General features: G+C 65.8%; 19 protein-coding genes. 6 read left to right on the forward strand and 13 right to left on the reverse strand.

Going from position 1 to position 24,956, the window contains the following annotated elements; translation table 11 throughout:
* Nucleotides 1–29: 29 nt before the first annotated feature.
* Complete coding sequence (locus ISS20_RS06000) at nucleotides 30–638, forward strand: hypothetical protein (protein WP_291434696.1); 609 nt, start codon at nucleotides 30–32, stop codon at nucleotides 636–638.
* A 123-nt stretch (nucleotides 639–761) separates the two neighbouring features.
* On the opposite strand, the gene ISS20_RS06005 is transcribed toward ISS20_RS06000, so the two are convergent.
* From ISS20_RS06005 to argH, 3 genes are all read right to left on the reverse strand, one after another.
* Nucleotides 762–2,219 carry a diguanylate cyclase gene (locus tag ISS20_RS06005; protein WP_291434698.1) on the reverse strand — a complete coding sequence of 486 codons (1,458 nt, stop codon included), beginning with the start codon at nucleotides 2,217–2,219 and terminating at the stop codon, nucleotides 762–764.
* Nucleotides 2,220–2,420: 201 nt separating this feature from the next.
* Entirely contained in the window at nucleotides 2,421–3,410 is a 990-nt protein-coding gene (locus ISS20_RS06010; RefSeq protein ID WP_291434700.1) for a Bug family tripartite tricarboxylate transporter substrate binding protein, read from the reverse strand.
* Between the two features lie 41 nt (nucleotides 3,411–3,451).
* Complete coding sequence (gene argH / locus ISS20_RS06015) at nucleotides 3,452–4,939, reverse strand: argininosuccinate lyase (RefSeq protein ID WP_291434702.1); 1,488 nt, start codon at nucleotides 4,937–4,939, stop codon at nucleotides 3,452–3,454.
* Nucleotides 4,940–4,991: 52 nt separating this feature from the next.
* Here argH and ISS20_RS06020 point away from each other — a divergent pair, with 52 nt between their 5' ends.
* Both ISS20_RS06020 and ISS20_RS06025 read left to right on the forward strand, forming a co-directional pair.
* A complete protein-coding gene (locus tag ISS20_RS06020) occupies nucleotides 4,992–6,242 on the forward strand; it encodes a histidine kinase (RefSeq protein ID WP_291434704.1) in 1,251 nt (416 codons plus the stop codon).
* Nucleotides 6,223–6,972, forward strand: coding sequence for a LytTR family DNA-binding domain-containing protein (locus ISS20_RS06025; RefSeq protein WP_291434706.1), 750 nt, complete (start codon nucleotides 6,223–6,225; stop codon nucleotides 6,970–6,972). The genes ISS20_RS06020 and ISS20_RS06025 overlap by 20 nt, the downstream gene beginning before the upstream one ends.
* Nucleotides 6,973–7,062: 90 nt before the next feature.
* Here the strand turns inward: ISS20_RS06025 and arsA are convergent, their stop codons facing one another.
* From arsA to add, 3 genes are all read right to left on the reverse strand, one after another.
* Nucleotides 7,063–8,910, reverse strand: coding sequence for an arsenical pump-driving ATPase (arsA, locus tag ISS20_RS06030; protein ID WP_291434707.1), 1,848 nt, complete (start codon nucleotides 8,908–8,910; stop codon nucleotides 7,063–7,065).
* Between the two features lie 138 nt (nucleotides 8,911–9,048).
* Nucleotides 9,049–10,092, reverse strand: coding sequence for a tripartite tricarboxylate transporter substrate binding protein (locus ISS20_RS06035; protein WP_291434709.1), 1,044 nt, complete (start codon nucleotides 10,090–10,092; stop codon nucleotides 9,049–9,051).
* A 12-nt stretch (nucleotides 10,093–10,104) separates the two neighbouring features.
* Entirely contained in the window at nucleotides 10,105–11,190 is a 1,086-nt protein-coding gene (gene add / locus ISS20_RS06040) for an adenosine deaminase (protein WP_291434711.1), read from the reverse strand.
* Between the two features lie 69 nt (nucleotides 11,191–11,259).
* Between add and ISS20_RS06045 the strand changes: the two genes are divergently transcribed.
* Nucleotides 11,260–12,201: a LysR family transcriptional regulator gene (locus ISS20_RS06045; RefSeq protein WP_291434714.1), complete on the forward strand. Its 942-nt coding sequence runs from the start codon at nucleotides 11,260–11,262 to the stop codon at nucleotides 12,199–12,201.
* A gap of 31 nt (nucleotides 12,202–12,232) precedes the next feature.
* Here the strand turns inward: ISS20_RS06045 and ISS20_RS06050 are convergent, their stop codons facing one another.
* Nucleotides 12,233–13,060 (reverse strand): ZIP family metal transporter, encoded by an 828-nt coding sequence (locus tag ISS20_RS06050; protein ID WP_291434716.1) that lies wholly within the window; start codon nucleotides 13,058–13,060, stop codon nucleotides 12,233–12,235.
* Between the two features lie 126 nt (nucleotides 13,061–13,186).
* Nucleotides 13,187–14,083 (reverse strand): dienelactone hydrolase family protein, encoded by an 897-nt coding sequence (locus tag ISS20_RS06055; protein ID WP_291434718.1) that lies wholly within the window; start codon nucleotides 14,081–14,083, stop codon nucleotides 13,187–13,189.
* A gap of 259 nt (nucleotides 14,084–14,342) precedes the next feature.
* Here ISS20_RS06055 and ISS20_RS06060 point away from each other — a divergent pair, with 259 nt between their 5' ends.
* Both ISS20_RS06060 and ISS20_RS06065 read left to right on the forward strand, forming a co-directional pair.
* On the forward strand, nucleotides 14,343–16,733 hold the full coding sequence (locus tag ISS20_RS06060) for a GGDEF domain-containing protein (protein WP_291434720.1): 2,391 nt from the start codon (nucleotides 14,343–14,345) through the stop codon (nucleotides 16,731–16,733).
* A 94-nt stretch (nucleotides 16,734–16,827) separates the two neighbouring features.
* Nucleotides 16,828–17,718 carry an NAD-dependent epimerase/dehydratase family protein gene (locus ISS20_RS06065; RefSeq protein WP_291434721.1) on the forward strand — a complete coding sequence of 297 codons (891 nt, stop codon included), beginning with the start codon at nucleotides 16,828–16,830 and terminating at the stop codon, nucleotides 17,716–17,718.
* Between the two features lie 188 nt (nucleotides 17,719–17,906).
* Here the strand turns inward: ISS20_RS06065 and ISS20_RS06070 are convergent, their stop codons facing one another.
* The 5 genes from ISS20_RS06070 to polA all read right to left on the reverse strand — a co-directional run.
* On the reverse strand, nucleotides 17,907–18,539 hold the full coding sequence (locus ISS20_RS06070; RefSeq protein WP_291434723.1) for a glutathione S-transferase: 633 nt from the start codon (nucleotides 18,537–18,539) through the stop codon (nucleotides 17,907–17,909).
* A gap of 21 nt (nucleotides 18,540–18,560) precedes the next feature.
* Complete coding sequence (gene yghU, locus ISS20_RS06075) at nucleotides 18,561–19,466, reverse strand: glutathione-dependent disulfide-bond oxidoreductase (protein ID WP_291434725.1); 906 nt, start codon at nucleotides 19,464–19,466, stop codon at nucleotides 18,561–18,563.
* Nucleotides 19,467–19,860: 394 nt separating this feature from the next.
* Nucleotides 19,861–20,760 (reverse strand): helix-turn-helix domain-containing protein, encoded by a 900-nt coding sequence (locus ISS20_RS06080; protein ID WP_291434727.1) that lies wholly within the window; start codon nucleotides 20,758–20,760, stop codon nucleotides 19,861–19,863.
* A gap of 160 nt (nucleotides 20,761–20,920) precedes the next feature.
* A complete protein-coding gene (locus ISS20_RS06085; protein ID WP_291434729.1) occupies nucleotides 20,921–22,315 on the reverse strand; it encodes a serine hydrolase domain-containing protein in 1,395 nt (464 codons plus the stop codon).
* Between the two features lie 319 nt (nucleotides 22,316–22,634).
* Nucleotides 22,635–24,956: DNA polymerase I (gene polA, locus ISS20_RS06090; protein ID WP_291434731.1), on the reverse strand; the 2,322-nt coding region annotated here is incomplete at its 5' end.

A 24,956-nucleotide genomic window follows, 5' to 3' on the forward strand; every position in this document is an offset into this window, starting at 1 on the left:
TCACCCCCACCAAACACCCAAGGACCCCCATGCCCAAAAGCCACTACGACAGCCATCAACTCGACGACCTGGTCCTGCAGATGATGGAGACTGAACTCGGCGGCGAGCAGGTGTACCGCACTGCCCTCACCTGCGCCATCAACCCCGACCTGAAGAAGGAATGGGAAGGCTACCTGGAAGAAACGCTGGCACACCAGAACGTGGTGCGCGGCATCTGCGATGCGCTGGGCCTGGACCCTGATACGCAGTCGCCCACGCGGGCCGTGGTCAAGCACATTGGCACGTCCCTGGTGCAGGCCATGCAACTGGCCAAAAAGTCTGGCAGCCCCGACGCCGCACAGCTGGTGGCCTGCGAATGTGTGGTGCACGCGGAGACCAAGGACCACGCCAATTGGGAGCTGCTGGGCCAGGTCGCCAAGGTGGCCACAGGCGACGTGGGCCACACCCTCAAGGTGGCGCACAAGGCCGTGGAAAAAGACGAGGACCACCACCTGTACCATACCAAGGGCTGGTGCCGCGAGCTCGCCATCCAGGCCCTGGGCATGCCCGCCGTGTTGCCCCCGCCCGAGGAGGTCAAGAACGTGGAGACCGCCATTGGCGCATCGCGCGCCGAGCAGCAGCGCACGGCCATGCTGTGACCGGGTTGCGGGGCTGCACGACAGACCCCGTGGCAGCAAACGCTCCTAAAAATATAGCTGCCAGCGCTTTATGTACTAGTGCCTGCAGCTATTTTTGCTTGATTTCCATGCAAAACACGCTTCTCACGCCAATGGCGATGGGGTCTCTTGCGGCAACTCTGAAGATCCAGGGGCTTCGGCCAATGTGGCCAGCCCTTTGCCGCTGCGCTTGCTGGTGTACAGCGCCCGGTCCGCCCGGTCCATGAGCGCGGGCATGGATTCCACAGCAGGGCCCTGGAACAAAGCGACCCCAACGCTTGCGCCAGTCAGCACGTGTTGGCCACTGTCGAGTCCGATGGGCGCCACCAGCGCTGCCAGCACCTTGTGGGCCAGTTCCATGGCGGCCTCCGGGGACGCCACAGCGTTCAGCACCAATGCAAATTCGTCGCCGCCCAGGCGGGCGGCGGTGTCATTGGCACGGGCCAGCCCGGCCAGACGCTGCGCCACACGCACCAGCACCTGATCGCCACTGCCGTGCCCCAGACTGTCATTGACCGCCTTGAAACCATCCAGGTCCACCAGCAGCAATGCGCCCGCACGGTGGTCACGGTAGGCCGTCAGCACCGCCTGCGACAAGCGGTCTTCAAACAGGCGCCGGTTGGGCAGCCCCGTCAGGCGGTCATGGCTGGCCAGCGCCAGCACCTGCTGGTGGGCGCGCACCAGCCGAGCGCTCAACAGCCCCAGCACCAGCGCGAACGCGTAGGCCAGCATCACCACCAGCGCGGGTGCACGGCCTGCTGCCCCCCAGCCACCGGTGGGGACCGCGCCCAGGATCCAGCTGCCGCCACCCGGCAAGGGCACATCGAGCGTGGCCGGCTCCTCGTCGAACAACTGGGGGCGGCCGATGAACACCGCGCCCTGCGCACCCATGGCGTCCAGGCCACGTGCCGCCACCTGAAAACCCATTTGGTCGGAGTTCAGGCCCACGTCGGCGAACAGGGTGTCGGCATTGACGGTGAGCGACACAATGCCCCAGTAACGGGGCCCGCCCACAGGTGCGCGCCCCGGCGGGTGGGCCAGAAAAACCGGCGTGCGGCTGATGATGCCGAGCCCCCCTTGCACCAGCGGAATGGGCCCCGCAACGACGGTGCGGCGGGTCTGGATGGCCCGCTCCACCGCACCACGCTGCTGCGGGTTGTCCAGGTACCGCAGGCCAATCGCTCGCTCATTGCCCACGCGCGGGTACACATCGCTGATGACGTTGTCGGGCGCCAGGGCCAGGTTGCGGATATTGCGCTGGTGCTCCAGCAGACGGCCCACCACGGTGGCAAAGATGTCGGGCGACATGCTGCCTTGTGCGGCAATGAAGGCGGACACCGTTTCGGGCACAGAGAGCGTGCTCTGCAATTGCCTGTCCAGGCGGTCGCGAATCTGCAGCAGATGGCTTTGCGCCTGCGCAGCAATCTCTGCGCGTGCCTTGGTGTGAGAGATATCGATGACCACCCAGGCCAGCAATGCGGCCAGTGTGCTGCTGCAAACACCCACCGCGAGAGGCAGGTACCGGTGATGGATCCAGTTCGAAGGGAGGCGGCTGGTGGGCATGAATGAGGTCCGGGATGGGTGCCGGATGGTGCCATGGTCTGTGCAGACCGGCCAGCACCGAATGCGCTGGGGCTGGCCGCTGGGATGGCATCCAGGTCGGTCAGTGCAAGGGCCTCACGTAGGCCCCTCAGGGGACGCACCGCCCGCGCTGCGAATCCGGGCGGCGGTCAGGTGTATGACCCGCCGCCCGCTCGACGGCCCTTACTGCGCCACAAACCCGCTGGTCTTGATGATGCGCGTCCAGGCCTCGGTGTAGGCCTTCTCGCGCGTGGCCAGCTGCTGGGGCGACATGTAGCCCACCGTCAGGCCCATGGCGGTCAGGTGCTCGCGCACATCGGGCTGGGCCACCACCTTGGCCAGCGCGTTAGAGAAATCGGTGATGAACTTTTGCGGCGTGCCGGTGGGTGCGTAGATGCCGTAGTACGGCAGGTCTTCAAAGCCCTTGAGACCCATCTCGTCGAACGTGGGCACGTCGGGCATGGAGGCCTGGCGCTTGGTGCCCAGCACGCCCACCACGCGCACCTTGCCCGCCTTGTGGTTCTCCATGAAGTCCTGCACCGAAGCCACGCCCGCGCTGATCTGGTTGCCCAGCATGTCAGCCATCATGGGGGCGCTGCCCCGGTACGGTGCCGAGACCAGGTCCAGCTGGTACTTCTGCCCGATCAGCTTGACCAGAAACTCTGGCGTGGAAGCTGGTGCAGGGATACCCACCGCGCCCTTGCCGCCACCGGCCGTCTTGACCCACTGCACGTACTCGGTGAACGACTTGGCCGGCGTGCCGCCCGACACGGCAAACGCGTTCACAAACGTGGCAAAACCGCCCACCGCCACAAAGTCGCGCGCGGGTTCGTAGCCGGGGTTCTTCACCACCTGGGGCAGGATGGAGATGGTGTGGTCGTGCGTGAGGAACAGCGTGGTGCCGTCGGGCGCCGAGGCCTTGAGTGCCTGCGCGGCGATCTGGCCGCCCGCGCCAGGGCGGTTTTCGACCACCACGGGCTGGCCCAGCTCATCCTTGAGCTTCTCGGACAGCGTGCGCGCGATGGCATCCGTGCCACCACCGGGAGGAAAACCCACAAGCAGACGGATGGGCTTGGCCTGCTGGGCGGACGCCAGGCCCACGGCCAGTGCGGCCCCTACAAAGGCACCCGTGCGCACAAGGCGGGACAGCAGGCTGCGGCGGGAAGTTGTCATGAAAAAGCTCCAGGGTAGAGGGTCAAGAGGCGGTGTAAAGATCAGGCCAGGCGGGCGCGGTGGCGCGCCAGCTGGGCACGCACCTGCGCGGGGGCCGTGCCGCCCAGGGTGTTGCGGGCGTTGAGCGAGCCGCGCAGGCTCAGGCACTCGTACACGTCCTTCTCGACGGCGGGGTGAAAGCCCTGCAGCACGGTCAGGGGCAGCTCCGACAGGTCACACGCATGGGTGGTGGCCGCCTTGACGGCGTGGGCCACGGTTTCGTGCGCATCGCGGAAGGGCAGGCCCTTTTTGACCAGGTAGTCGGCCAGATCGGTCGCGGTGGCGTAGCCCTTGAGCGCAGCCTGCTCCATGGCCTGGGCGTTGACGGTGATGCCGCCCTCTTTCTTGCCCGTGGCGGGGTTCAACTGGCCGCCCACCATCTCGGCGAAGATGCGCAGCGTGTCCTTGAGCGTGTCCACGGTGTCGAACAGCGGCTCCTTGTCTTCCTGGTTGTCCTTGTTGTAGGCCAGGGGCTGGCCCTTCATCAGCGTGATGAGGCCCATCAGGTGGCCGACCACACGGCCGGTCTTGCCGCGCGCGAGTTCGGGCACGTCGGGGTTTTTCTTCTGCGGCATGATCGACGAGCCGGTGGTGAAGCGGTCGGCGATCTTGATGAAGCCGAAGTTCTGGCTCATCCAGATGATGAGTTCCTCGGACAGGCGGCTCACGTGCACCATGCACAAGCTGGCCGCGGCGGTGAACTCGATGGCGAAGTCGCGGTCGCTCACGGCGTCCAGGCTGTTCTGGCACACCACTGGGGACCCGTTCGCATCCACCATGCCCAGCGTCTTGGCCACGCGCTCGCGGTCCAGCGGGTAGGTGGTGCCGGCCAGGGCCGCGCTGCCCAGTGGCAGCACGTTGGTGCGGCGGCGCACGTCGGCCATGCGCTCGGCATCGCGCTTGAACATTTCCACATAGGCCAGCATGTGGTGGCCAAAGCTCACAGGCTGGGCCACCTGCAGGTGGGTGAAGCCAGGCAGGATCACCTCGACGTTCTGCTCGGCCACATCGACCAGCGACACCTGCAGTTCTTTCAGCAGGTCGCCGATCAGGTCGATCTCGCCGCGCAGCCACAGGCGCACGTCGGTGGCCACTTGGTCGTTGCGGCTGCGGCCGGTGTGCAGGCGCTTGCCTGCGTCGCCCACCAGCTGCGTCAGGCGGGCTTCGATGTTCAGGTGCACGTCTTCCAGGTCCAGCTTCCACTCGAAGGCGCCGGACTCGATTTCCGACGTGATCTGCGCCATGCCGCGCTGGATGGAGGCGTGGTCTTCGGCACTGATGATGCCCTGCGCGGCGAGCATTTCAGCGTGCGCCAAGCTGCCCGCAATATCGGCCTGCCACAGGCGCTTGTCGAAGAAAACGCTGGAGGTGTAGCGCTTGACCAGGTCGCTCATGGGCTCAGAAAACAACGCAGACCAGGCCTGGGCCTTGGTGTCGAGCTGGTTGTGGGACGGCGCAGAGTCGGCGCTGGTGGCTTGGGCTTTGGACATAAGGAGGGCAATAATCCGGTGGTTCAGACACCCGGACTGCCCGGATGCCGCAATGCAAAACACCCAAATTTTATCGACCCAGCCCCCGCCGCCGGATTCCGCCCTGCCAGACAGGCCAGCGCGCAGCGTGCGGGCCGCTGCGGGCGCCGGGCCGGGCGGGCAGCCGCCACGCGGGCGAGCCCTGGTGTTTGATGCCTGCCAGGTCGGTGTGGTGCTGCGGGCCGTGCTGTTTGTGGAGGTGGTGGTGGGCGTGGGTGCCATGTATGGCGCCAGCAGCCCCGTCGAATGGCTGGCCAGCCTGGCGCTGCTGACCGGCGGCGCGCTGCCGGCCACGCTGGTGTGGCTGATCACGGCCTGCAGCCTCAAGACGGTGCTGCAGCGCCTGTCCACCGCGCAGCAATATGCCGCCGGGGTGCTGCTGGGGGCCGTGGCCGGTGCCTACGCCTGCGCCATGCTGGCGCTGGTGGGCCTGTCTGCATCGCCCCCCTGGCTGGCCAGTGCCGCCACGGGCGCGTTGCTGGCGGCCATGCTGGTGGCCGCGCTGGTGCTGCGTGCCCGGGGCCGCACCCCGGCCGCCACCACGGCGCGCCTGACGGAGCTGCAGTCGCGCATCCGCCCGCACTTTTTGTTCAACACACTCAACAGCGCCATTGCGCTGGTGCGTGAGGAGCCGGCCAAGGCTGAGTCGCTGCTCGAGGACCTGTCGGACCTGTTTCGCGTGGCACTCGTCGAGCAAGGCGAATCCACCACACTGGCCGAAGAGATCACGCTGGCGCGCCGCTATCTGGGCATTGAGCAGGTGCGCTTTGGCAAACGCCTGCAGGTGCAATGGAACCTGGACCCGCGCACCGACAGCGCGCGCCTGCCCCCGCTGCTGCTGCAGCCGCTGGTGGAAAACGCCGTCAAACATGGCGTGGAGCCCAGCGCACGGGGTGGCAAGCTGCGCGTGCTGACCGAGCTGCGCGGCACCCGCGTGGTGGTGCGCATCACCAACACCCTGCCCCCCAAAGAGGGCAAAACCGGCAGGCACGACGAACCCAGCACCCGGGGCCATGGCATCGCGCTGGCCAATGTGCGTGCGCGGCTGGCCTTGCTGCACGATGTGCAGGGCGAGTTCACCGCTGGCGTGCAGGACGGGCTGTACCAGGTGCGCATCACCCTGCCCGCAGCCGACCCCACCCCTGCCGCCCGCCCGCGCACGCCCTTGCGCGGGCGCGGCGACCTGCGGGGCGGTTACCGCCGTGGCGCGGTGGCCCCGACCGAACCTACCCCCTCCAAACCCCATGAACATCCTGATCGTTGACGACGAAGCCCTGGCGCGCAGCCGCTTGCGCACCCTGCTGTCCGACTGCTCGGACATCCAGCGCTGCACCGTGGCCGAGGCCTCTAACGCCGCCGAGACCATGGCGCTGCTGGGCCCCACGGGGGGACGTGCGTACGACCTGGTGCTGCTGGACATCCACATGCCCGGCCAGGACGGCCTGGCGCTGGCCCATGCGCTGCAGGCCCTGCCCCAGCCCCCGGCCGTGGTGTTTGTGACCGCCCATGCAGACCACGCGGTGAGCGCGTTCGAGCTGGATGCCGTGGACTACCTGACCAAACCCGTGCGCCGCGAGCGCCTGCAGCAGGCCCTGGCCAAGGTGCAGCGCACCAGCCGCTCCGCAGGGCCCAGTGCCGTGCCCAGCCTGCCCGAGGGCGAAACCCTGCTGATCCAGGACCGGGGCCGCACCGAACGCCTGCCCCTGGCCGAGGTGCTGTACTTCAAGGCCGAGCAGAAGTACGTGACCGTGCGCACCACCACGCGCAGCTACATCATGGACGGCTCGCTGAGCGAGCTCGAAGCCAAGTTTGCGCCGCGCTTCCTGCGCATCCACCGCAACGCGCTGGTGGCGCGCCGCGCCGTGCGCGCGCTGGAAAAACACTATGACCCCGAGGAAGGCGAAGGCTGGGCCGTGCGGCTGCAGGGCTCGACCGAACTGCTGGCAGTGTCGCGGCGGCAGGTGGCGGCCGTGCGCGAGGAGCTGGCTCGCTAGAAACAGGCCCTCGCAGGCCCTTGAGGGCGTTTTCAAGCAGTTTTTGGTCTTTTTGGCCGCTAGCGCTAGATCGACATGCCTGAACAGCTATCAATGAGATAGCAGATCTCCTGTGACTGCAGGAGGTACGGCCACCAGCCGCCCCAATGCCTCCACGCCCACAGGCGGCTGTGCCAACCAGGGCAACACGTAGGTACGCTGCGCCAGGCCGTTGGCAATGCGTGCGGCCTGCCGCTGTTCACCCACCAGGCGGGCCTGCAGCAGCGGGTCGCTGGTTCCCGTGGCCGCCACGCTTTTGTTGATGACCCAGGCCCAGGGCTCAATGTGGGCGCGGCGCAGGTCGTCTTGCAGCGCTGCGGCCTGGCTCACGGGCGTGACCTCGGGCAGCGTGACGATGACCACATGGGTCATGTCCGCATCCTGCAGGCGCATGAGCGGGGTGATGATGTGTTTGGAGTTTGCGCTGCCTTCGTACTGCTGCGTCATCTGCCGGTGGTAGGCGCCGGTGGCGTCCATCAGCAGCAGGCTGTGGCCGGTGGGCGCCGTGTCCAGCACCACAAAGGCGCTACGGGCCTCGTTCACCACTCGGCTGAAGGCGTGGAACACGGCCACCTCTTCGGTGCAGGGCGACTGCAGGTCTTCCAGCAGCAGGGCGCGGCCCGCGTCGTCCAGCGCCTTGCCGCGCGTGGCCATGATCTTGTCGATGTAGGCCTGGGTTTCGGCGTGCGGATCAATGCGCCCCACCTTCAGCCCCTGCAGGCTGCCGCCCAACTGGCTTTGCACATGGGCTGCCGGGTCGGTGGTGGTGAGGTGCACGCTGTGCCCGCGCTGCACCAGGCCCACGGCCAGCGCGGCGGCAATGGTCGTCTTGCCCACGCCGCCTTTGCCCATCACCATGATGAGGCCATGCCCTTTGGCGGCCAAAGCGTCGGCCATAACCGACAGCGGCTCGGCCTGCAGCGAAACACCCGCAACAGCGGCGGGTGCACCCAACGGCACATCGCCCCCACTCAGCAGGCCCCGCAGCGCCGCCAGGCCCACGGTGTCAAAAGCACGCAGCGGCACCTCGTCGCGCGGCAGCTGGGCCAGCGCATCGGGCATCTGGTCCATGGCTTGACGGCCCAGTGCCTCGATGGCGTCGGCCACGGCGTCTTGCCCCGGCCGACTGGCATGGAACACGCCGTTGATCGCCAGGCGCTGGTTGGCCAGACCCAGGGCACGCAGTTCCAGCGCGGTGCGGGCGGCCTCTTGCATGGGGCGGGGGTCGGGGCGGGTGACCAGCACCACGGTGGTCAGGGCCGGGTCGCTCAGCGCGGCCAAGGCGGCGTTGAAGCGCGCCTCCTGCATCTTCAGGCCCGAATGCGGGCCCAGGCACGAGGCGCCTCGGTCGTTGCCCGCGAGGAACCCGGTCCAGGCCTTGGGCAGGCTCAGCAGACGCAGCGTGTGGCCGGTGGGCGCCGTGTCGAACACCACGTGGTCGAACACATGGCCGATGTCACTGCCCTCGCTGGCCAGCAGCGCGGCAAATTCGTCGAACGCAGCGATCTCGGTGGTGCAGGCGCCCGAGAGTTGCTCGCGCACTGTCGCGCGCTCGTCGCTGGTGGCCGTGGCTTCCAGCTGCGCCAGCACCCGCTGGCGGTAGGCCTCGGCGGCGGTATCGGGGTCGATGTTGAGCATGTGCAGCCCCGGCACCCCTGGCACGGCCACGGGCCGGTTGGACAGCGGGACGCCGAGCATTTCATCGAGGTTGGAGGCCGCATCGGTGCTGACCAGCAACACCTGCCGGCCCGCATCCGCCAGGGCAATGGCCGCCGCAGTGGACAACGACGTCTTGCCCACCCCGCCCTTGCCGGTGAAGAACAGGAAACGCGTGGGCTGGGCCAGCAGGCCCAGACGAACCACGGCGGAATGGGGCGGGGCAGGTGCAGCAATGTTCATGCAATCAGCATGGCACATGCACCCACCTTTTGTCTGGTGGCCATCACACCGAGGGCTCCCACACCCACCAGCCCATTGACCTGCATCAAGAACCAGGATGGTACGGAGCGGCACAGCAGGCACCACCCCGCTGGCAAGTCATTCCTTGATATTCGCCGCCTTCACGATCGCGGCGTAACGAGCGCTTTCGGCCTGCACAAACCGCGCAAACTCGGCCGCGCTGCCCTTGCCCGCCACGGCCCCGCCGTCGGCCAGCTTGGCACGCACGTCGTCCAGGCGCAGCACTTCGCCCAGCTCGCGGTTCAGGCGTTCCACCACGGCAGGGGGCGTCTGCGCGGGGGCAAACAGGCCCGTCCACGAGACCATCTCAAACCCTTTGAAGCCTGCGGTTTCGGCCACGGTCGGCACGTCGGGCAGCGAAGGCAGGCGCTGGCCGTCCGTCAGGGCAATGGCCTTGAGCTTCTTGCTGTGGATGTGCGGCGCTGCCGTCACGCTGATGAGCACGGCCAGGTCCACCTGGTTGCCGATCACATCGGTCACGATCTGGGCGCCGCCCCGGTACGGCACATGCACCATGAAGGTCTTGCTCTGGCCCTTGACGCGCTCCATGGCCAGGTGCAGCACCGTGCCCACGCCCGACGTGGCATAGCTCAGCTGCCCCGGCTTTTCGCGCGCCAGGCGGATCACGTCGGCCAGGTTGTTGGCAGGCAGGCCGGGGCGCGCCACGATCACCATGGGGGCCGTGGTCACCAAGCCCACCGGGGCCAGGTCCTTGAGGGTGTCGTAGCGCACCGCCACCGGGTTCACCAGCCGCGCAATGGCGACAGGACTGTCGGCCCCCAGGACGAAGGTGTAGCCGTCCGGCGCGGCCTTGACGGCCTTCTCCATGCCGATCACGCCCCCAGCCCCCGCCACGTTCTCAATCACCACGCTCTGCTTGAGGCGCTCACCCAGCTTCTGGGCAATCAGCCGCGCCGTCACATCCACATTGCCCCCAGCGCTGAACGGCACGATGAGCGTGATGGGCTTGGCGGCAGGCCAGGCGGGCTGCGCCTGCACGGCCACGCCGCAGCCGCCCGCCAGCAAGGCTGCGGCGAGGTGCACCGTTAGGCGCCGGGTGCGGGAAGGCACGGCAGATTGCGACGAAGACAGTGCCGATAGGCGCGACAAACGGGAAGACATCAAGAAACTCCTTCAGAGCGGTGCGGCAGAAAAAGCAGAGGTCTGCGCCAGTTGCTGGTCAAACGCGGCCAACCACTGCGCATGCCATGCACGGCGCGTGCCATCGTCGATCCAGGCGGCATCCAGGCCGTTGACCAGAAAGCTGCGCAGGTCGGCCGCGCCAAAACCAAAGTCGCGCACCATCATGGCCCAGGCCTGTGTGGGGTTCACGTGGTGCAGCGTCGGGTCATCGGTGTTGGGGTGGATGCGCAGGCCCGCTGCTGGCATGTGGCGAATGGGGTGGTCCAGCGCCCAGCGCTCGGGGGCCAGGGTGCGCAGGTAATACGAGTTGGTGGGCACCACGGTAAAGACGATGCCCCGGTCTGCGCATTCGCGCACCAGGGCCGGGTTGTCGAGCACCGTGTAGCCGTGGTCGATGCGGTCCACCTGCAACACATCGATGGCCGTACGCACGTTGTTCCAGGGCATGCCGAACTCGCCGGCATGGGCTGTGGTCTTGAGCCCGCCCCGGCGCGCCAGTGCATAGGCTGGCGCAAACCACTCGGGCGGGTGGTCTACCTCGCGGTAATCAATGCCAATGCCAATCACCTCTTCGCGCCGGTGGGCCAGCACCCATTCGACCATCTCGGTGGCGGCTGCGGGCGGGGCCTCGCGGTCAATCGCTGCAATCAAACGGCCGGTGATGCCGAAATCGGCTTCGGCATCGGCAATGGCGCGCAAGATGCCGCCCAGCGCCTGCGGGTAGGCCAGGCCCGACTGCTGGGCGGTGCCCGTGGGGTTCCAGAAGAACTCGGCATAGCGCACCTGGTGCGCAGCGGCATCCTGCAGGTATTCGTAGGTCAGGCGGTGCAGGTCGTCGGGGGTGCGGATCAGTTCAGCGTCCAGCGCACGCAGCACCCGCAGCACGCCGACGGGCTTTTCGCCCCGGGTGTAGAAGGCCTCGATCTCGGCATCGCTGATGGCCGCGCCCGCCCGGCGCACCAGGTGGGTGAACGTATCGCGCCGCACGGTGCCCAGCAAATGGCAGTGCAGCTCGACCTTGGGCAGGGCGTGGAGAAAGGTGTACAGCGGGTCTGCGGGCGCGGCGAAGGTGGGCATGGCCGCATGCTATGCAGCGCGGGGTGATAACGGAAGTGATATAATTTGATGGCGCAATAAAAGCAATTGATGAGCAAACCCCCTTCAACACCCCCCGCAGCAGAGCCCACACCAGCACACCGCACCCCCACGCTGCGCCAGTTGCGCAGCTTTCAGGCGGTGGCCAGGGCCATGAGCTTTCGGCAGGCGGCCGAGGCCCTGTCGCTCACGCAGCCCGCGCTGTCGGCCTCCATCCGCGAGCTGGAGACCGTGCTGGGCGCCCCGGTGCTGGAGCGCAGCACGCACCATGTGCGCCTCACCCCGCAGGGCGCCCTGCTGTTGCCGCAGGTCGAGCGCCTTATCAATGGCTATGAGCAAGGGGTGGATGGGCTGTTTCGCACGCTGCACGATGGCAAGCGCGTCCTGCGCGTGGCCGCCCTGCCCTCGGCCATGCACCTGCTGGCCGAGCCTCTGCGTCAATGGCTGGCGCAGCACCCCGATGTGGACCTGCGCCTGTACGACCCGCTCAACGACGATCTGCTGGCCGCGCTGCAGCGCGGTGAAGTGGACCTGGCGCTGGGGGTGGCGCTGGACTTGCCGCCACAGATTGAAGCCATCGCCGTGGCGCAAGACGACTTGGTGGCGGTGCTGCCCATGGGCCACCGGCTGGCACACCGGGCACGCCTGACCTGGCAAGACCTGGCGGGCGAGCGGCTGGCACTGTTTGCGCGCGGCAGCACCTACGAGCTGGCCATGGCCACCTTGCGCCAGCACGGGGCCGACCTGGCACGTGCCGACCAGCTGCTATACAGCGAGTCGCTCTACAGCCTGGTGCGTTGCGGGCTGGCGGTGGGGGTGATCTCGCGGCTGTACACCCACAGCCTGCACGAAGACGCCGTGAAGGTGTGCCCGCTGCAAGCCCCGGTGATCTCGCGCAAGGTGGCGCTCATGGTGCACGCCGCCAAGGAGACCCGGCCCCCGCTGGTGCAGGACTGCCTGGCGTTTCTGACCCAGGCACTGCGCACAGGCTGAGCCTTCGGCCCGCCCAACCCGTTCAACAGCCTCAGTGGCTGTGCGCTGCCCCACTCACCATCGTGACCACCACCATGCCCGCAATCAGCCATGCAATCTGCGCAAAGGTTTCTCGCGCCGTCAGGCGCTTTTGCAACTGGGGAATCAAGTCGGCCAGCGCCACGTACACAAAACTGCTCGAGGCCACGGCCAGGAAGTACGGCAGAAAGTCTTGCAGCTGACCCACCAGGAAGTAGCCCACCACCCCACCCAGCGCCGTCACGGCACCTGCCAACGACACTTTGACCAGCGCCATGCGGCGGTTGGGGCTGGTCTGGCGCAGCACCACCAGGTCGCCCATGTGGTGCGGCACCTCGTGCGCCAGCACCGACACGGCAGCGATCACGCCCAGGCGGATATCGGCCATGAAGGCCGAGGCGATCAGGATGCCGTCGCCAAAACAATGCACGCTGTCGCCCGTCAGCACCGCCCAGCCGCCCGCACGCGGGCCGTGGTGGTGGTGCGCATGGCCGTGGTCATGGGCGTGATCGTGATGGGCATGGCCGTGTGCGGCGGGCTCTGCATGGCTGTGCTCATGTCCGTGGTGCCACAGCTCAGCCTTGTCCAGCAAAAAGAAAAACACCACACCCACCAACAGGGTTGCAAACAGGTCGTGGGCGCCCGCCTGGCTCTCGAACGCCTCGGGCAGCAGGTGCATGAAGGCCGTGGCCAGCAAGGCGCCCGCCGCCAGGCTGAGCAGATGCTGCGGGCCCACACTGTCGGCCCGGCCACCCAGGCCCAGCCGCATGAGCAAGGCGGCCAGCCACACACTGCCGATACCAGCGGCCAGCGTGGCCAGGATGATTGCTACCAAAGTCATAGCTTTTTGCGCTTTATCTGTAAGCCAAAGAACCTGTTCAAGCTCTGCACGCCCGATGCAAGATGAAAAAAGCCGCCCCGGGTATGGGGCGGCTGCGGGTGGCCTGGTGGGCCGGGGGTTTGTGAATCAAACCACACCGTGCGTCTTGAACCAGGCCAGCGCACGCTTCCAGCCGTCTTCGGCCGCATCCTTGCGGTAGCTGGCGCGGTAGTCGGCATGGAAGGCATGCGGTGCATCGGGGTACACCACAAATTCCGACGCCTTGGCCTGTGGCGAGCCACTGGACAAGGCCGCTTTCATCTTATCAACCGTGTCAAGGGGGATGCCGGTGTCTTTTTCGCCATACAGGCCCAGCACTGGCGCCTTGAGGATGGGCGCCAGGTCCACGGGGTGCTTGGGGGTGAGCTCGCTCGCCTGCCCCACCAGCCGCCCGTACCATGCCACGCCGGCCTTGACAGGGCCGTGTGCGGCATACAGCCAGGTGATGCGGCCACCCCAGCAAAAGCCGGTGATCCCCACCCGGGCGCCATCGCCCCCGTTGGCTGCGGCCCATGCCACAGCGCCGTCCAGGTCGGCCATCACCTGGGCATCGGGCACCTTGGACACCACTTCAGCCATCAGCTTGGCAATGTCGGTATAGGTGGTGGCGTCGCCCTGGCGCGCGTACAGCTGTGGGGCAATGGCCAGGTAGCCCGCCTTGGCAAAGCGACGGCAGGTGTCGGCGATGTACTCGTGCACGCCAAAAATTTCCTGGATCACCAGCACCACGGGCAGGCCGGTCTTGCCCGCCGGTGCCGCGCGGTAGGCAGGCACCTTGAAACCATTGACCGTGAAGCTCACTTCCCCCACCGTAAGACCGTCTGCCGGCGTGGCAATGGCTGTCTGCGCCATGATGGGGGTGGCCGCCGCCGCATAACCCAGGCCCAACGCTGCCTGCAGCGCAGTGCGGCGCGTAGCGCCCGCTTCAGTGGTGCGGCCGGGCAACAGCGCCTGAGCGTCGGTATGGAGGTCGTCATTGAACATCGGTTTTCTCCAAAAAAAGGGGGGATAGGCCACGGGGTGGATAGTGCCAGACCTGGAGTCTATGGGGTTTGCACGGCATCCGCATTCTCGGATACCGGAAAACGGGGAGCACTGCTAGACTTTCTGTGAGCACCGTCGCTATGGGCCAAGCCGCTGGCCTGCCACCGAGCACACGTCTGCTTGCCTGCCTCTTTTAACTTTTTTCTTTCAACCACCCGCCCGACCACATCCCGCAGACTACCCGCACCGACCCGAGCGCATGCCCCCTCTCCCCACACCACTCCCCCTGCGCGGACAGCTGCTGGTCCGGCTGGTGGCCGGAATTTGCGGCGCGGGTGGACTCGGGTTGCTGACATGGGCCCTGGCGCGCCAAAGCATGGACCCCGCCATGCGCCTGGCCAGCGTAGGGGCCGGGCTGGGGCTGGTGGCCAGCGCTGCGCTGTGCTGGTGGCTCTGCCTCAGGCTGCAGGCGGTGCTTGCAACGGCCAAAGCTGCGCAGGAGGACGCGCAGCGGGCTACCGCCCAGCTGTGCGCCACGCTCGACATCCTGCCCGACGGCCTGGCCATCTACGACGCCGACGACCGCCTGGTGCTGTGCAATGCCCAGTACCGGGAGGTGAGCCCTGGCGCCACCATGGCGGTGGACTACGGCACCCGCTTTGAAGACGTGCTGCGCCGCGCTGCCGGATCGGGCCATATCGTGGCCGCACGGCAGGACACCCATGCCTGGCTGGCCGACCGCATGGCCCGCCACCGGTCCCCCGGCCACCCCGAGGTGCAAGAGGTCGAGGGTGACCGCTGGATGCTGATCACCGAGCGGCTGCAAGACGGGGGCGGCATGGTGGTGCTGCGCGCAGACATCACCGACGCGGTGCACAAGGAGCGCGCGCTAAAACAGGCCCTGCACGACGCCGAGCGCGCAGAGCGCAGCCTGCGCGAAGCAGTCAACGCCATGCCTGCCGGGCTGGACATCTACGACGAGCAAGACAGGCTGGTGCTGTGCAATGACCAGATGGCCCGGCTGCGCTCCCACCTGCCGGTGGCCGAGTCCCTGGGCAAGACCTACGAAGAACTGCTGCGCGAAGGCCTGCGCTACGGCATCCCCGAAGAGGCCAAGGGCCAGGAAGAACTCTGGCTGGCGCATGAGCTGGCCATCCGGGGCCACCGGCCCGGCCCCGAAGTGCGCCACTACCCCAACGGCACGTGGATGCACATGCACGAATGCCGCACGCCGTCAGGAATGACCGTGTGCGTGCGGCTGGACATCAGCGACCTGATCGAACAACGCCAGAAGGTCGAGGCCGCCCGCCAGGAGAGCCAGCGCATGCGCCAGCTGTTGGAGCGCGCGGTGGAGGCCCTGCCCGTGGGCATCGAAATCTTCGACGAGCAGGACCGGCTGGTGCTCTACAACCAGCAGTTGTCGCGCATGTACCCGCACATCAACTACGCGGACCACCTGGGCAAGGGCTTTGCGGACATCCTGCGTTATTCGGTCTCGCGCGGGCTGATCCCGTCGGCGCAGGGGCGCGAAGAGGCCTGGATCGCAGAGCGCCTGTCAGAGCATGGCAGCAGCACCTCCACCCTGGTGCAGCGCCTGAATGATGGCCGCTGGATCAACATCTACGAAACCCGCACCCCCGAGAACTACGTGGTGGCCGTGCGGCTGGACATCACCAACCTCATCGAGCAACGCCAGGCCCTGGAGGCCGCCCAGCAGGCCGCCCAGCAGGCCCGCCAGCTGCTGCAAGACGCCGTGGAATCACTGCCCGAAGGTTTTGCCCTGTTCGATGCCGACGACAAACTGGTGGTGTGCAACGCACAGTACCGGTGCCTCTACCCCATTGCGGCCCCCATGATCGTGCCCGGCAACACGTTTGAACAGATCGCACGCTACGGCGCCGAGCGCGGACAGTACCCCGACGCCATCGGCAACGAAGACGCATGGCTGGCCCAGCGCATGACCGACCACCGGTCCGCCAACCACGCAGTGCTGCAGCGCCTACCCGAGGGCCGCTGGCTGCAGGCCGACGAGCGGCGCACGCCGCAGGGCGGCATCGCCGGTGTGCGCACCGACGTGACGCAACTGGTGCGCAAGGAGCAGGAACTGGCCGCTGCCAACGCCAAGCTGGCGCTGCTGTCCACCACCGACGGTGTGACCGGCATTGGCAACCGCCGGCGCTTTGACGAACGGCTGGCCACCGAATGGATGCGCTGCGGGCGGCACCAGCTGCCGCTGGCTGTGATCCTGATCGACATCGACCACTTCAAGCTCTACAACGATCACTATGGCCACCTGGCCGGCGACGAATGCCTGCGCCGCGTGGCGCAGCTGCTGCAGGGCACCATCCGCCGGGCCGACGAGGTGGCCGCACGCTACGGCGGCGAAGAATTTGTGCTGCTGCTGCCCGACGTGCCACTGCCCGAGGCCGTGACGGTGGCAGAGCGCTGCATGGCCAGCCTGCGCGAGGCGGCCTTGGCCCACCCCCGCTCCCCCACGGCGCCCTACATCACGCTCAGCATGGGCATTGCCAGCCTGGTGCCACGCCCCGGCACCAGTTCTGACACACTCGTGCACGCGGCAGATGCAGCCCTGTACCGCGCCAAGTACGGAGGCCGCAACCGCTTCGAGGTCTTCACACCTCCGCAGTGACCCAGTTGCCTGCGGGTGTGCCGAAGGCCTCAGGAGGTCCGCGCAGGACCTCTCCGTTTTTTGCACACTTCGCATTCTTCGCAGGACAACGCTGATGAACATTTTGCTCACCGGCTCCACCGGTTTCGTGGGCCGCACCGTGGCCGCAGCACTTACCCGTGCGGGGCACCAGGTGCATGGTGGCGTCTCTCCCCGGCACCGGTTGCCCGGCGCCCTGCAGGTGCCCATGGACTTTGCACGCGACACCACCGCCCAAGCCTGGCTACCCCGTCTGGCAGGCATCGATGCCGTGGTCAACGCCGTAGGGGTGCTGCGCGACAGCCGGGCCCGCCCCATCGACGCCGTGCACCAGCACACGCCCATGGCCCTGTTTGATGCCTGCGCCCAGGCGGGCGTGCGGCGTGTCGTGCACATCTCGGCATTGGGCATTGAAGGCAGCGCCACCCGCTACGCCACCACCAAACGCGCTGCAGACAACCACCTGCTGGCGTTGGCTGGTCAAGGGGCATTGCACCCCGCCATCCTGCGGCCCAGCGTGGTGTTTGGCAAAGGCGGCGACAGCAGCGCGCTGTTCATGAACCTGGCACGCCTGCCGGTGGCACTGTTCCCCGGCCCCATGCTCACGGCGCGGGTGCAGCCGGTGTCGGTGCACGACCTGGCCGCCGCCATCGTTGCACTTCTGGGGCCCGCCATCGCCACCCAAGGGATCGTCGAGTGCGCCGGACCCGAGGCCCTGACCATGGGCGACTTCATTGCCAGCCTGCGCCAGCAACTGGGCCATGGCAAGGCCCATGTACTGCGCCTTCCCGACCCGCTGACCCACCTGAGCGCCCGCATGGGCGACGCCGTGCCCGGCGTACCCTGGTGCACCGAAACCCTGAGCATGCTGGGCAGCGACAACGTGGGCAATCCGGCCGTTTTCGAGCAGTTGCTGGGGCGCAAAGGCGTGCACTACAGCCAGCTGGTGGCCAGCGCCTGGCGCTGAGGTGACGAACGCAACGCGCGGCAGAAGGCCGAGCTTCTTCGCGCCAAAATTTCAAGCAAAAACGCCCTGTAGCGCTTATCCGTAAAGCGCTAACAGCTATCCAATCGATAGCATTTATAGCATTCAGAGCAGCGCGGCAGCAACCGTCAGCTGCACCGCATGGCACATCCGGCCATGCGCTGACACCGCTACAACGACATCGACGGGCGCGCCGCCATGGCCGCGCGCCAGCGCAGCAGGTGCGGTTGCTGCTCGCCCGGCTTGTGCTTGACCACACGCGCAAAGTCCACCGCTACCACCGCCGTGATGTCGGCCACGCTGAAACGGTCGGTGGCAATGAAGTCGCGGTCTGCCAGGCGCTCGTTGAGCAGGGCAAAAAACTGCCCCACGCGCACCAGCCCGCGCTCGGCCAGGGCCGGGATTTGCGGGTAGTCCACCGCGCCCGGCAATGCCCGGTTGGCCATGGCGGGTGCGCTGTTGCGCAACGCCTCGGCAATGGCCAACAGGCCCTCGAACTCCATGCGCCAGTTCCAGCTGGCGATCTCGGCCTTTTCTGCGGGCGTTTCGCCCAGCAATGCAGGCTGCGGGTAGCGCGCCTCGACATACGCGGTGATGGCCGCGTTGTCGGTCAGCAGCAAACCCTCTTCGGTGCGCAGCGCGGGCACCGTGCACTGCGGGTTGATCTGGCGGTAGGCATCGCCCAGTTGCTCGCCATTGCGCAGGTCCACCTGCACGGTGTCGTGGGCCACACCCTTTTCTGCCAGCAGGATGCGCGCGCGGCGCGGGCTGGGCGCGGTGGCGCAGTCGTACAAAGTGATCATGGTGACGCCTTGCAAAAACACTCAGCGTGCGGGTGAAGAAGCTGCCGCTGCCGCCGCCTCGATCTTGTCCTGCGTCTTGGTGTCAAAGTCGCTGGCTTCATGCCGCTCGCGCAACTGGCTGGCCAGGTCGCCGTTGACGCGGTTGACCTTGCGGCCACGCTGCACCGCCGGGCGCTTGGCCACCTGCTCGGCCCAGCGCACCACATGCGTGTACTCGTGCACCTGCAAAAACTCGCCTGCGTTGTAGGCCTGCCCTTTCACCAAGAGGCCGTACCAGGGCCAGATCGCGATGTCCGCCACCGTGTACTCATCGCCCGCCACGTATTCAGTCACGGCCAGGCGCTGGTTCAGCACATCCAGCTGGCGCTTGGCCTCCATCGCATAGCGGTCAATCGCATACTCGATCTTGACCGGCGCATAGGCATAAAAATGACCAAACCCGCCGCCCACGAAAGGTGCACTGCCCATTTGCCAGAACAGCCAAGACAGGCATTCGGCCCGCGCCGCGCCGTCTTTGGGCAAAAAGGCGCTACCAAACTTCTCGGCCAGGTACATCAGGATGGCGCCGGACTCGAACACCCGCACCGGGTTGGCCGGGTCGGTACGGTCCAGCAGCGCCGGGATCTTGGAGTTGGGGTTGACAGACACGAACCCGCTGCCGAACTGCTCGCCCTCGTTGATGCGAATCAGCCACGCGTCGTACTCCGCCCCGCTGTGGCCTTGGGCCAGCAGCTCTTCCAGCATCACCGTGACTTTGACGCCATTGGGCGTGCCCAGCGAATACAGCTGCAGCGGGTGGCGGCCTACGGGCAGCTCTTTGTCGTGTGTGGCTCCGGCAATCGGCCGGTTGATGCTGGCGAACTGGCCGCCGTTTTCTTTGTTCCATTGCCAGATGGCGGGTGGGGTGTAGGGGGTGGGATCAGACATGCGGAGGGGCTCCAAGCAAATGATGTGGATGAAGAGCGGAATGGCCTTTGCCGGAAGCGTTATTGAGTCGGCATCATTGAACTTGAAACAACCCTTCGGGCTGAGCCTGTCGAAGCCTTGCGCGGCGCTTTGACTACGCTCAGTGAACGGCTTCAAATGGGTTGGTGTCGACTCAATAGTGCTCCGGCTCACGGCCAAAACTGTGTCGTTTGACACGCAGCGAAATCATAGACCGTAGGCTCATCCGTGACGTGATACGCCTACCCCAAGCCTGCCGCGCCACGGCAGGGCTGAAAAACGCTGAAAAAGGCGGTCGACCCCAGCACCACCAGTCGATGCGCGCCTGTGCACGCGCGATTCCGGCAAGCGCCACGGGTGTCCGTAAAGTCTGCACCTACCGCGGCTTCCGTCGCTTTCGCGCGGCACTGGGCAGTTCGCCAAAATGCTGGCGATAACTCGCGGAGAAGTCTCCGAAGTTGTGAAACCCCGCTGCTGTGGCGACTTCTGCCACGGTGAGCGAGCAAGGCGACGTGGTCAGCATGAGATGGGCTTTTTCCAGCCGTCTTTTGAGTGCGTAGCGTATCGGCGATATGCCGACATGGTTTGAAAAAGCGCGGTGCAGGGTACGTATCCCTACACCCGTCACCTGGGCGAGGTCCTCCAGCCGAGGGGCCTGGTCCAACGAACTTTCAATGTAGTCCATTGCTCGTTTCACAATCGATGCCGTCGCCAGGTCCTGCGACTTGTACGGATGGTTGTCAGTTGGCCAGGTCAGCACAAGCTGCATCAGGAGCCCTTCACTCACTCTGCTTGCAAGGTCCACATCGGAGCTATGCCCCGTATGCGGCACCTGGGCCAAGCAAGCTACCGCAGATTGCAGCCAGCGTGATTCAGGGGATTGGGCATCCATCCAGGTTTTGAACCTCGGTGTGTCTCCGTCCCAAGAATGCCCGTATAGCATCTTGCAAGTCTTCATCAAATCGGAGGCGGGTATCTTCAAGTTGACGATTCGCGAGTCCGCAGAAAGGCGCATGGCAGGCTGGTCGCCGATATTGATCGCTGCGGCATCGCCAGCGCTGAAGACACGGTCATCCGTCTTTGCATACCCCCGGCACAGCATGCTGAGATTCAAATAGTCAGTCGGCACTGTCGTCGCGAACGACACGTCGCAGCCGTATTCGACCGAGCCGCAATGCAATGCGCCAAGTTCAAACTCACGGTAGCTGAATCGAACACGCTTGTCGCGCGGGATGTTGAGCGCGTGGGGGGTGTAAACACTCTGGAGAAGTTCCATTGCGCGGTCAGCGGTTTGGGTCTCCAACACGGTGCGCCATCGGGTGGTTGCGGGCCAACCGCCAGGCGCACCGTCTAAGGGAATGAACTCGGAGGACATGCCCAACTGTGTCTCCGAACCGCCCGTTTCTCTATCAGGGATGGTACTGAGACAACGGGGCCTACACCCAAAACCCGTTGCGCTTGGAGCGATAGCCTAGCGCCGCATAGGCAGCGTCGACCAGCGATTGGCCGCGTTCATTCAATGCCGCACCAGGGGCCATGCGTGTCATGTGATATCCGAAGGACATCTGCTCTGCCGGATCACCAAACCCGATACTTCCGCCAAAACCGGCGTGGCCGTAGGCGGTAGTTCCGAGGGCAATGGAGGCATTGGCAACGTGCTGCCGGTTGTCCATCGCGCCGTGGAAGCCCAGCCCGAAGCGGCTGGACATGCGAAACGTTTGATCTATTGCGGTGGCAGCGTGAATCGTACCGAGCTGCGCCGCGTAGTCGTCGGGAAGGAGCCGAACGCCATTAAAACCACCGGCATTCACCAACGCCGCATACATGGTCGCAAGGCCTCTTCCGTTGGTCACGCCGCCTGCTGCGCCTATTTCTGACTGAAGCGACAGCCGAGAGTTGTAGGCCGGCGGGGTACTGGGAGGCGTACCAAACCACCCCCCCGCGTTGAAGAAGACCGCCGCTTGCAAACCTGTGGGATCAAGCCCGATCCTGGACATGAAGGGATCCCCTGGAAGCGTTTCATTGGTGCCAAGCATCGGAGCCACGCGTTCCAGATGCTCCGACGGCAACCCAATCCAGAAGTCCATTCCCAATGGATTTGCGACACGATCATGAAAGAACTTTCCGAGAGAGACACCGGAAACACGGCGTATCAGTTCCCCTATCAACCAGCCAAAGGTAAGGGCATGGTAGCCCTGCATGGTGCCCGGCTCCCACCAGGGGCTCATCTGTGCGATGGCTTTGGTCATGTAGTCCACATCGGCCCAGGCCTGGTCAGGAACAGGGGTTGCAAACGGAATTGCGGGGACTCCTGCGGAGTGATGCAAGGCCATCCGTACCGTGGCCGCCCCTTTGCCCTGGGCCGCAAATTCGGGCCAATAGTGCGCGATGGGACGGTTCAGATCCAGTACTCCCTCGGCAATGAGGATGTGTGCGCACAACGCGGTCGCGGCCTTGGTGCAGGAAAACACGAGCGATAGTTGATCGCGCTGCCAGGGCCGACTTGGCTTGGCGGAGAGCGTGTCGGCAAAGCCCCCCCAGGCTTCGAGCGCTGGCAGGCCCTTGTGGGTCATTGCCAGAGATGCGCCAATTTCTCCGCGTTGCTCAAAGTTGCGGACAAACTCATCAAAAACCGGCATGAATCGATCACTCACGTAACCGCTGACCAGCGCGCCATTGGAGAGGCTGACTTGCTTGAGCGGCAGCGCGGTGTTCCATGAAGAGGCCGCGGCTTCAGCGGACCCACAGCCGGCGACCAGGCCTGCCGATGTTGCAACCAAGCTGCTACCAAGTGCCAAAAAGCCTCTGCGAGTCGATTGAGGGTGGATCATCTTGTCTCCTGAGTGTCGAAGTTGTGAATCGCGGAGCACTCAGTGTCGGCAGAAGCTGCCACGGCTTCTACCGGAAAAAGGACAGCCCAATACCGAAAGTCGGCCGTGCTGTCGCTTGTGTTGCAGCAGGAATTTGGAGAAGACGCGCCGAGGAGACGCCGCTTGCCATAGCACCAGCTATGGCGGTGCCTGGCGCCGTGCAGCCGCGCAGGGGCAACATGGCCGATTGCTACAAATTTTATAGCTTACAGCGCTTACCTAGTAAGCGCTAGATGCCAAAACACCATAAATTCTGGTCTCCAGCCCGCCTGTCTTTGGTTCAGTGCGCCTTATCCCAGTTCAACCCTACACCGACCTCCGCCAACAGCGGCACCTTCAGCGCAGCCACTTCCGCCATCAAGCGCGGGATGTGAGTCTTGAGCCAGTCCACCTCGCTCTCGGGTAGCTCGAACACCAGTTCGTCGTGCACCTGCATGATCATCTTGATGTCCGGCTTGTGGGCGTCCAGCTCTTTTTGCACCGCCACCATGGCCAGCTTGATGAGGTCTGCCGCCGTGCCCTGCATGGGCGCGTTGATGGCAGCGCGCTCGGCGCCGGCGCGGCGGGGGCCGTTGGGGGAGTTGATTTCGGGCAGGTACAGGCGTCGGCCGAACACAGTCTCCACATAGCCCATGGATTTGGCTGAAGCCTTGGTCTCGTCCATGTAGTGCTTCACGCCGGGGTAGCGCTGAAAGTATTTGTCGATGTAGGCGGCTGCGGCCTTGGTCTCGATGCCTAAATTCTTGGCCAGGCCAAAGCTGCTCATGCCGTAGATGAGGCCAAAGTTGATGACCTTGGCATAGCGGCGTTGCTCGCTGGTGACCTGATCCACCTCCACCCCAAACACTTCGGCAGCGGTAGCGCGGTGCACGTCCAGCCCTGCGTGGAAGGCGTGCAGCAGCGAGTGGTCGCCACTCAGGTGGGCCATGATGCGCAGCTCGATCTGCGAGTAGTCGGCACTCGCAATCACCCGGCCTGCGGGGGCCACAAAGGCTTCGCGCACGCGGCGGCCTTCGGGGGTGCGGATGGGGATGTTCTGCAGGTTGGGGTCGTTGCTGGACAAGCGGCCCGTGACGGCCACAGCCTGCGCGTAGTGCGTGTGCACGCGGCCGGTGCGTGGCAGGGCCAGTTGCGCCAGCTTGTCGGTGTAGGTGCCTTTGAGCTTGACGAGGCCCCGGTGCTCCAGCAGCTTGGCAGGCAGGGGGTAGTCCTCGGCCAGCTTTTCCAGCACTTCTTCGTCGGTGCTGCGGGCACCGGTGGCGGTCTTCTTCACCACGGGCATGCCCAGCTTGTCGAAGAAGATTTCGCCCAGTTGCTTGGGGCTGCTCAGGTTGAAGGGCTGGCCCGCAATCTCATACGCCTCGGTTTCGAGCTGCAAGATGCGCTGGCCCAGCTCGTGGCTTTGGGCGGCCAGGGTGGGCGCGTCGATCAGCACGCCGTTGCGTTCGATGCGGTACAGGGCCTCGCTGCTCGCAATCTCCAGCTCGTAGATGAAGCGCAGCTTGTCATCCGCCTGCAGCAGCGGCCACAGGGCGTTGTGCACGTCCAGGGTCTGGTCGGAGTCTTCGCACGAGTAGGCGGCGGCCTTGTCCACCGGCACCTGGGCAAACGGGATCTGGTGCGCGCCTTTGCCGCACAGGTCTTCGTAGGTGATGCCTTTGCGGCCCGTGTGGCGCTCGGCCAGGCTGGTCAGGTTGTGGGGCTTGTGCACTTCCAGCACGTAGCTTTGCAGCATGGTGTCGTGCGCGTAGCCCTGCACCTCGATGCCGTGGTTGGCAAACACATGGCGGTCGTACTTGATGTGCTGACCCAGCTTATGGTGCTTGGGGTTTTCCAACCAGGGCTTGAGGCGGGCGAGCACATCATCCAGCGGCAGTTGCGCGGGCGCGTCGGGGCCTTCGTGGCGCAGGGGGATGTAGGCGGCCTCGCCGGGCTGTACGCTGAAAGAGATGCCGACGATTTGCGCACGCATTTCGTCGAGGGAGTCGGTCTCGGTGTCGATGGCCGCGAGTGGGGCTTTGTGCAGGCGCTCCAGCCACTGGTCAAAGTCCGCCCAGTTCAGGATGGTGTCGTACACCACGGTGCGGTGCTGGGCTTCTTCGGCCACGGTGCTGGCGGAGTGGTCGGCAAACAGATCGCCGCTCTGGCCGGGCATGGCGACGGTGGGGGCTGTAGCCGCTGGGGCGGCTGCACCCTTGATGGCAGCGGCCAGGCCCTTGAAGCCGTATTGTTCGTAAAACGGCAGCAGGCCGGCGTTGTCTGGCGCGTCGAGCGTGATGTCATCAAACCCAGGCAGGCCGGGGATGTAGTCGGCCAGCGCGCAGTCGGTCTTCATGGTGACGAGCTGGCGGCTCAACGCCAGTTGGCCGCTGGCAATCGCCTCGCGCAGGTTGTTGCCTGCCACGCCCTTGATGGCGTGGGCATTGGCAATCAGGTTGTCGAGCGAGCCGTATTCTTCCAGCCACTTGGCAGCCGTCTTGGGCCCTACCTTGGTCACGCCGGGCACGTTGTCCACGGTGTCGCCCACCAGGGCCTGGTAGTCCACCATCAGCGTGGGTGGCACGCCAAACTCTGCCGTCACGCCCGCCACATCGCGGCGCTT

The sequence above is a fragment of the Acidovorax sp. genome, from assembly GCF_016783915.1.
Classification (GTDB): Bacteria; Pseudomonadota; Gammaproteobacteria; order Burkholderiales; family Burkholderiaceae_C; genus Acidovorax.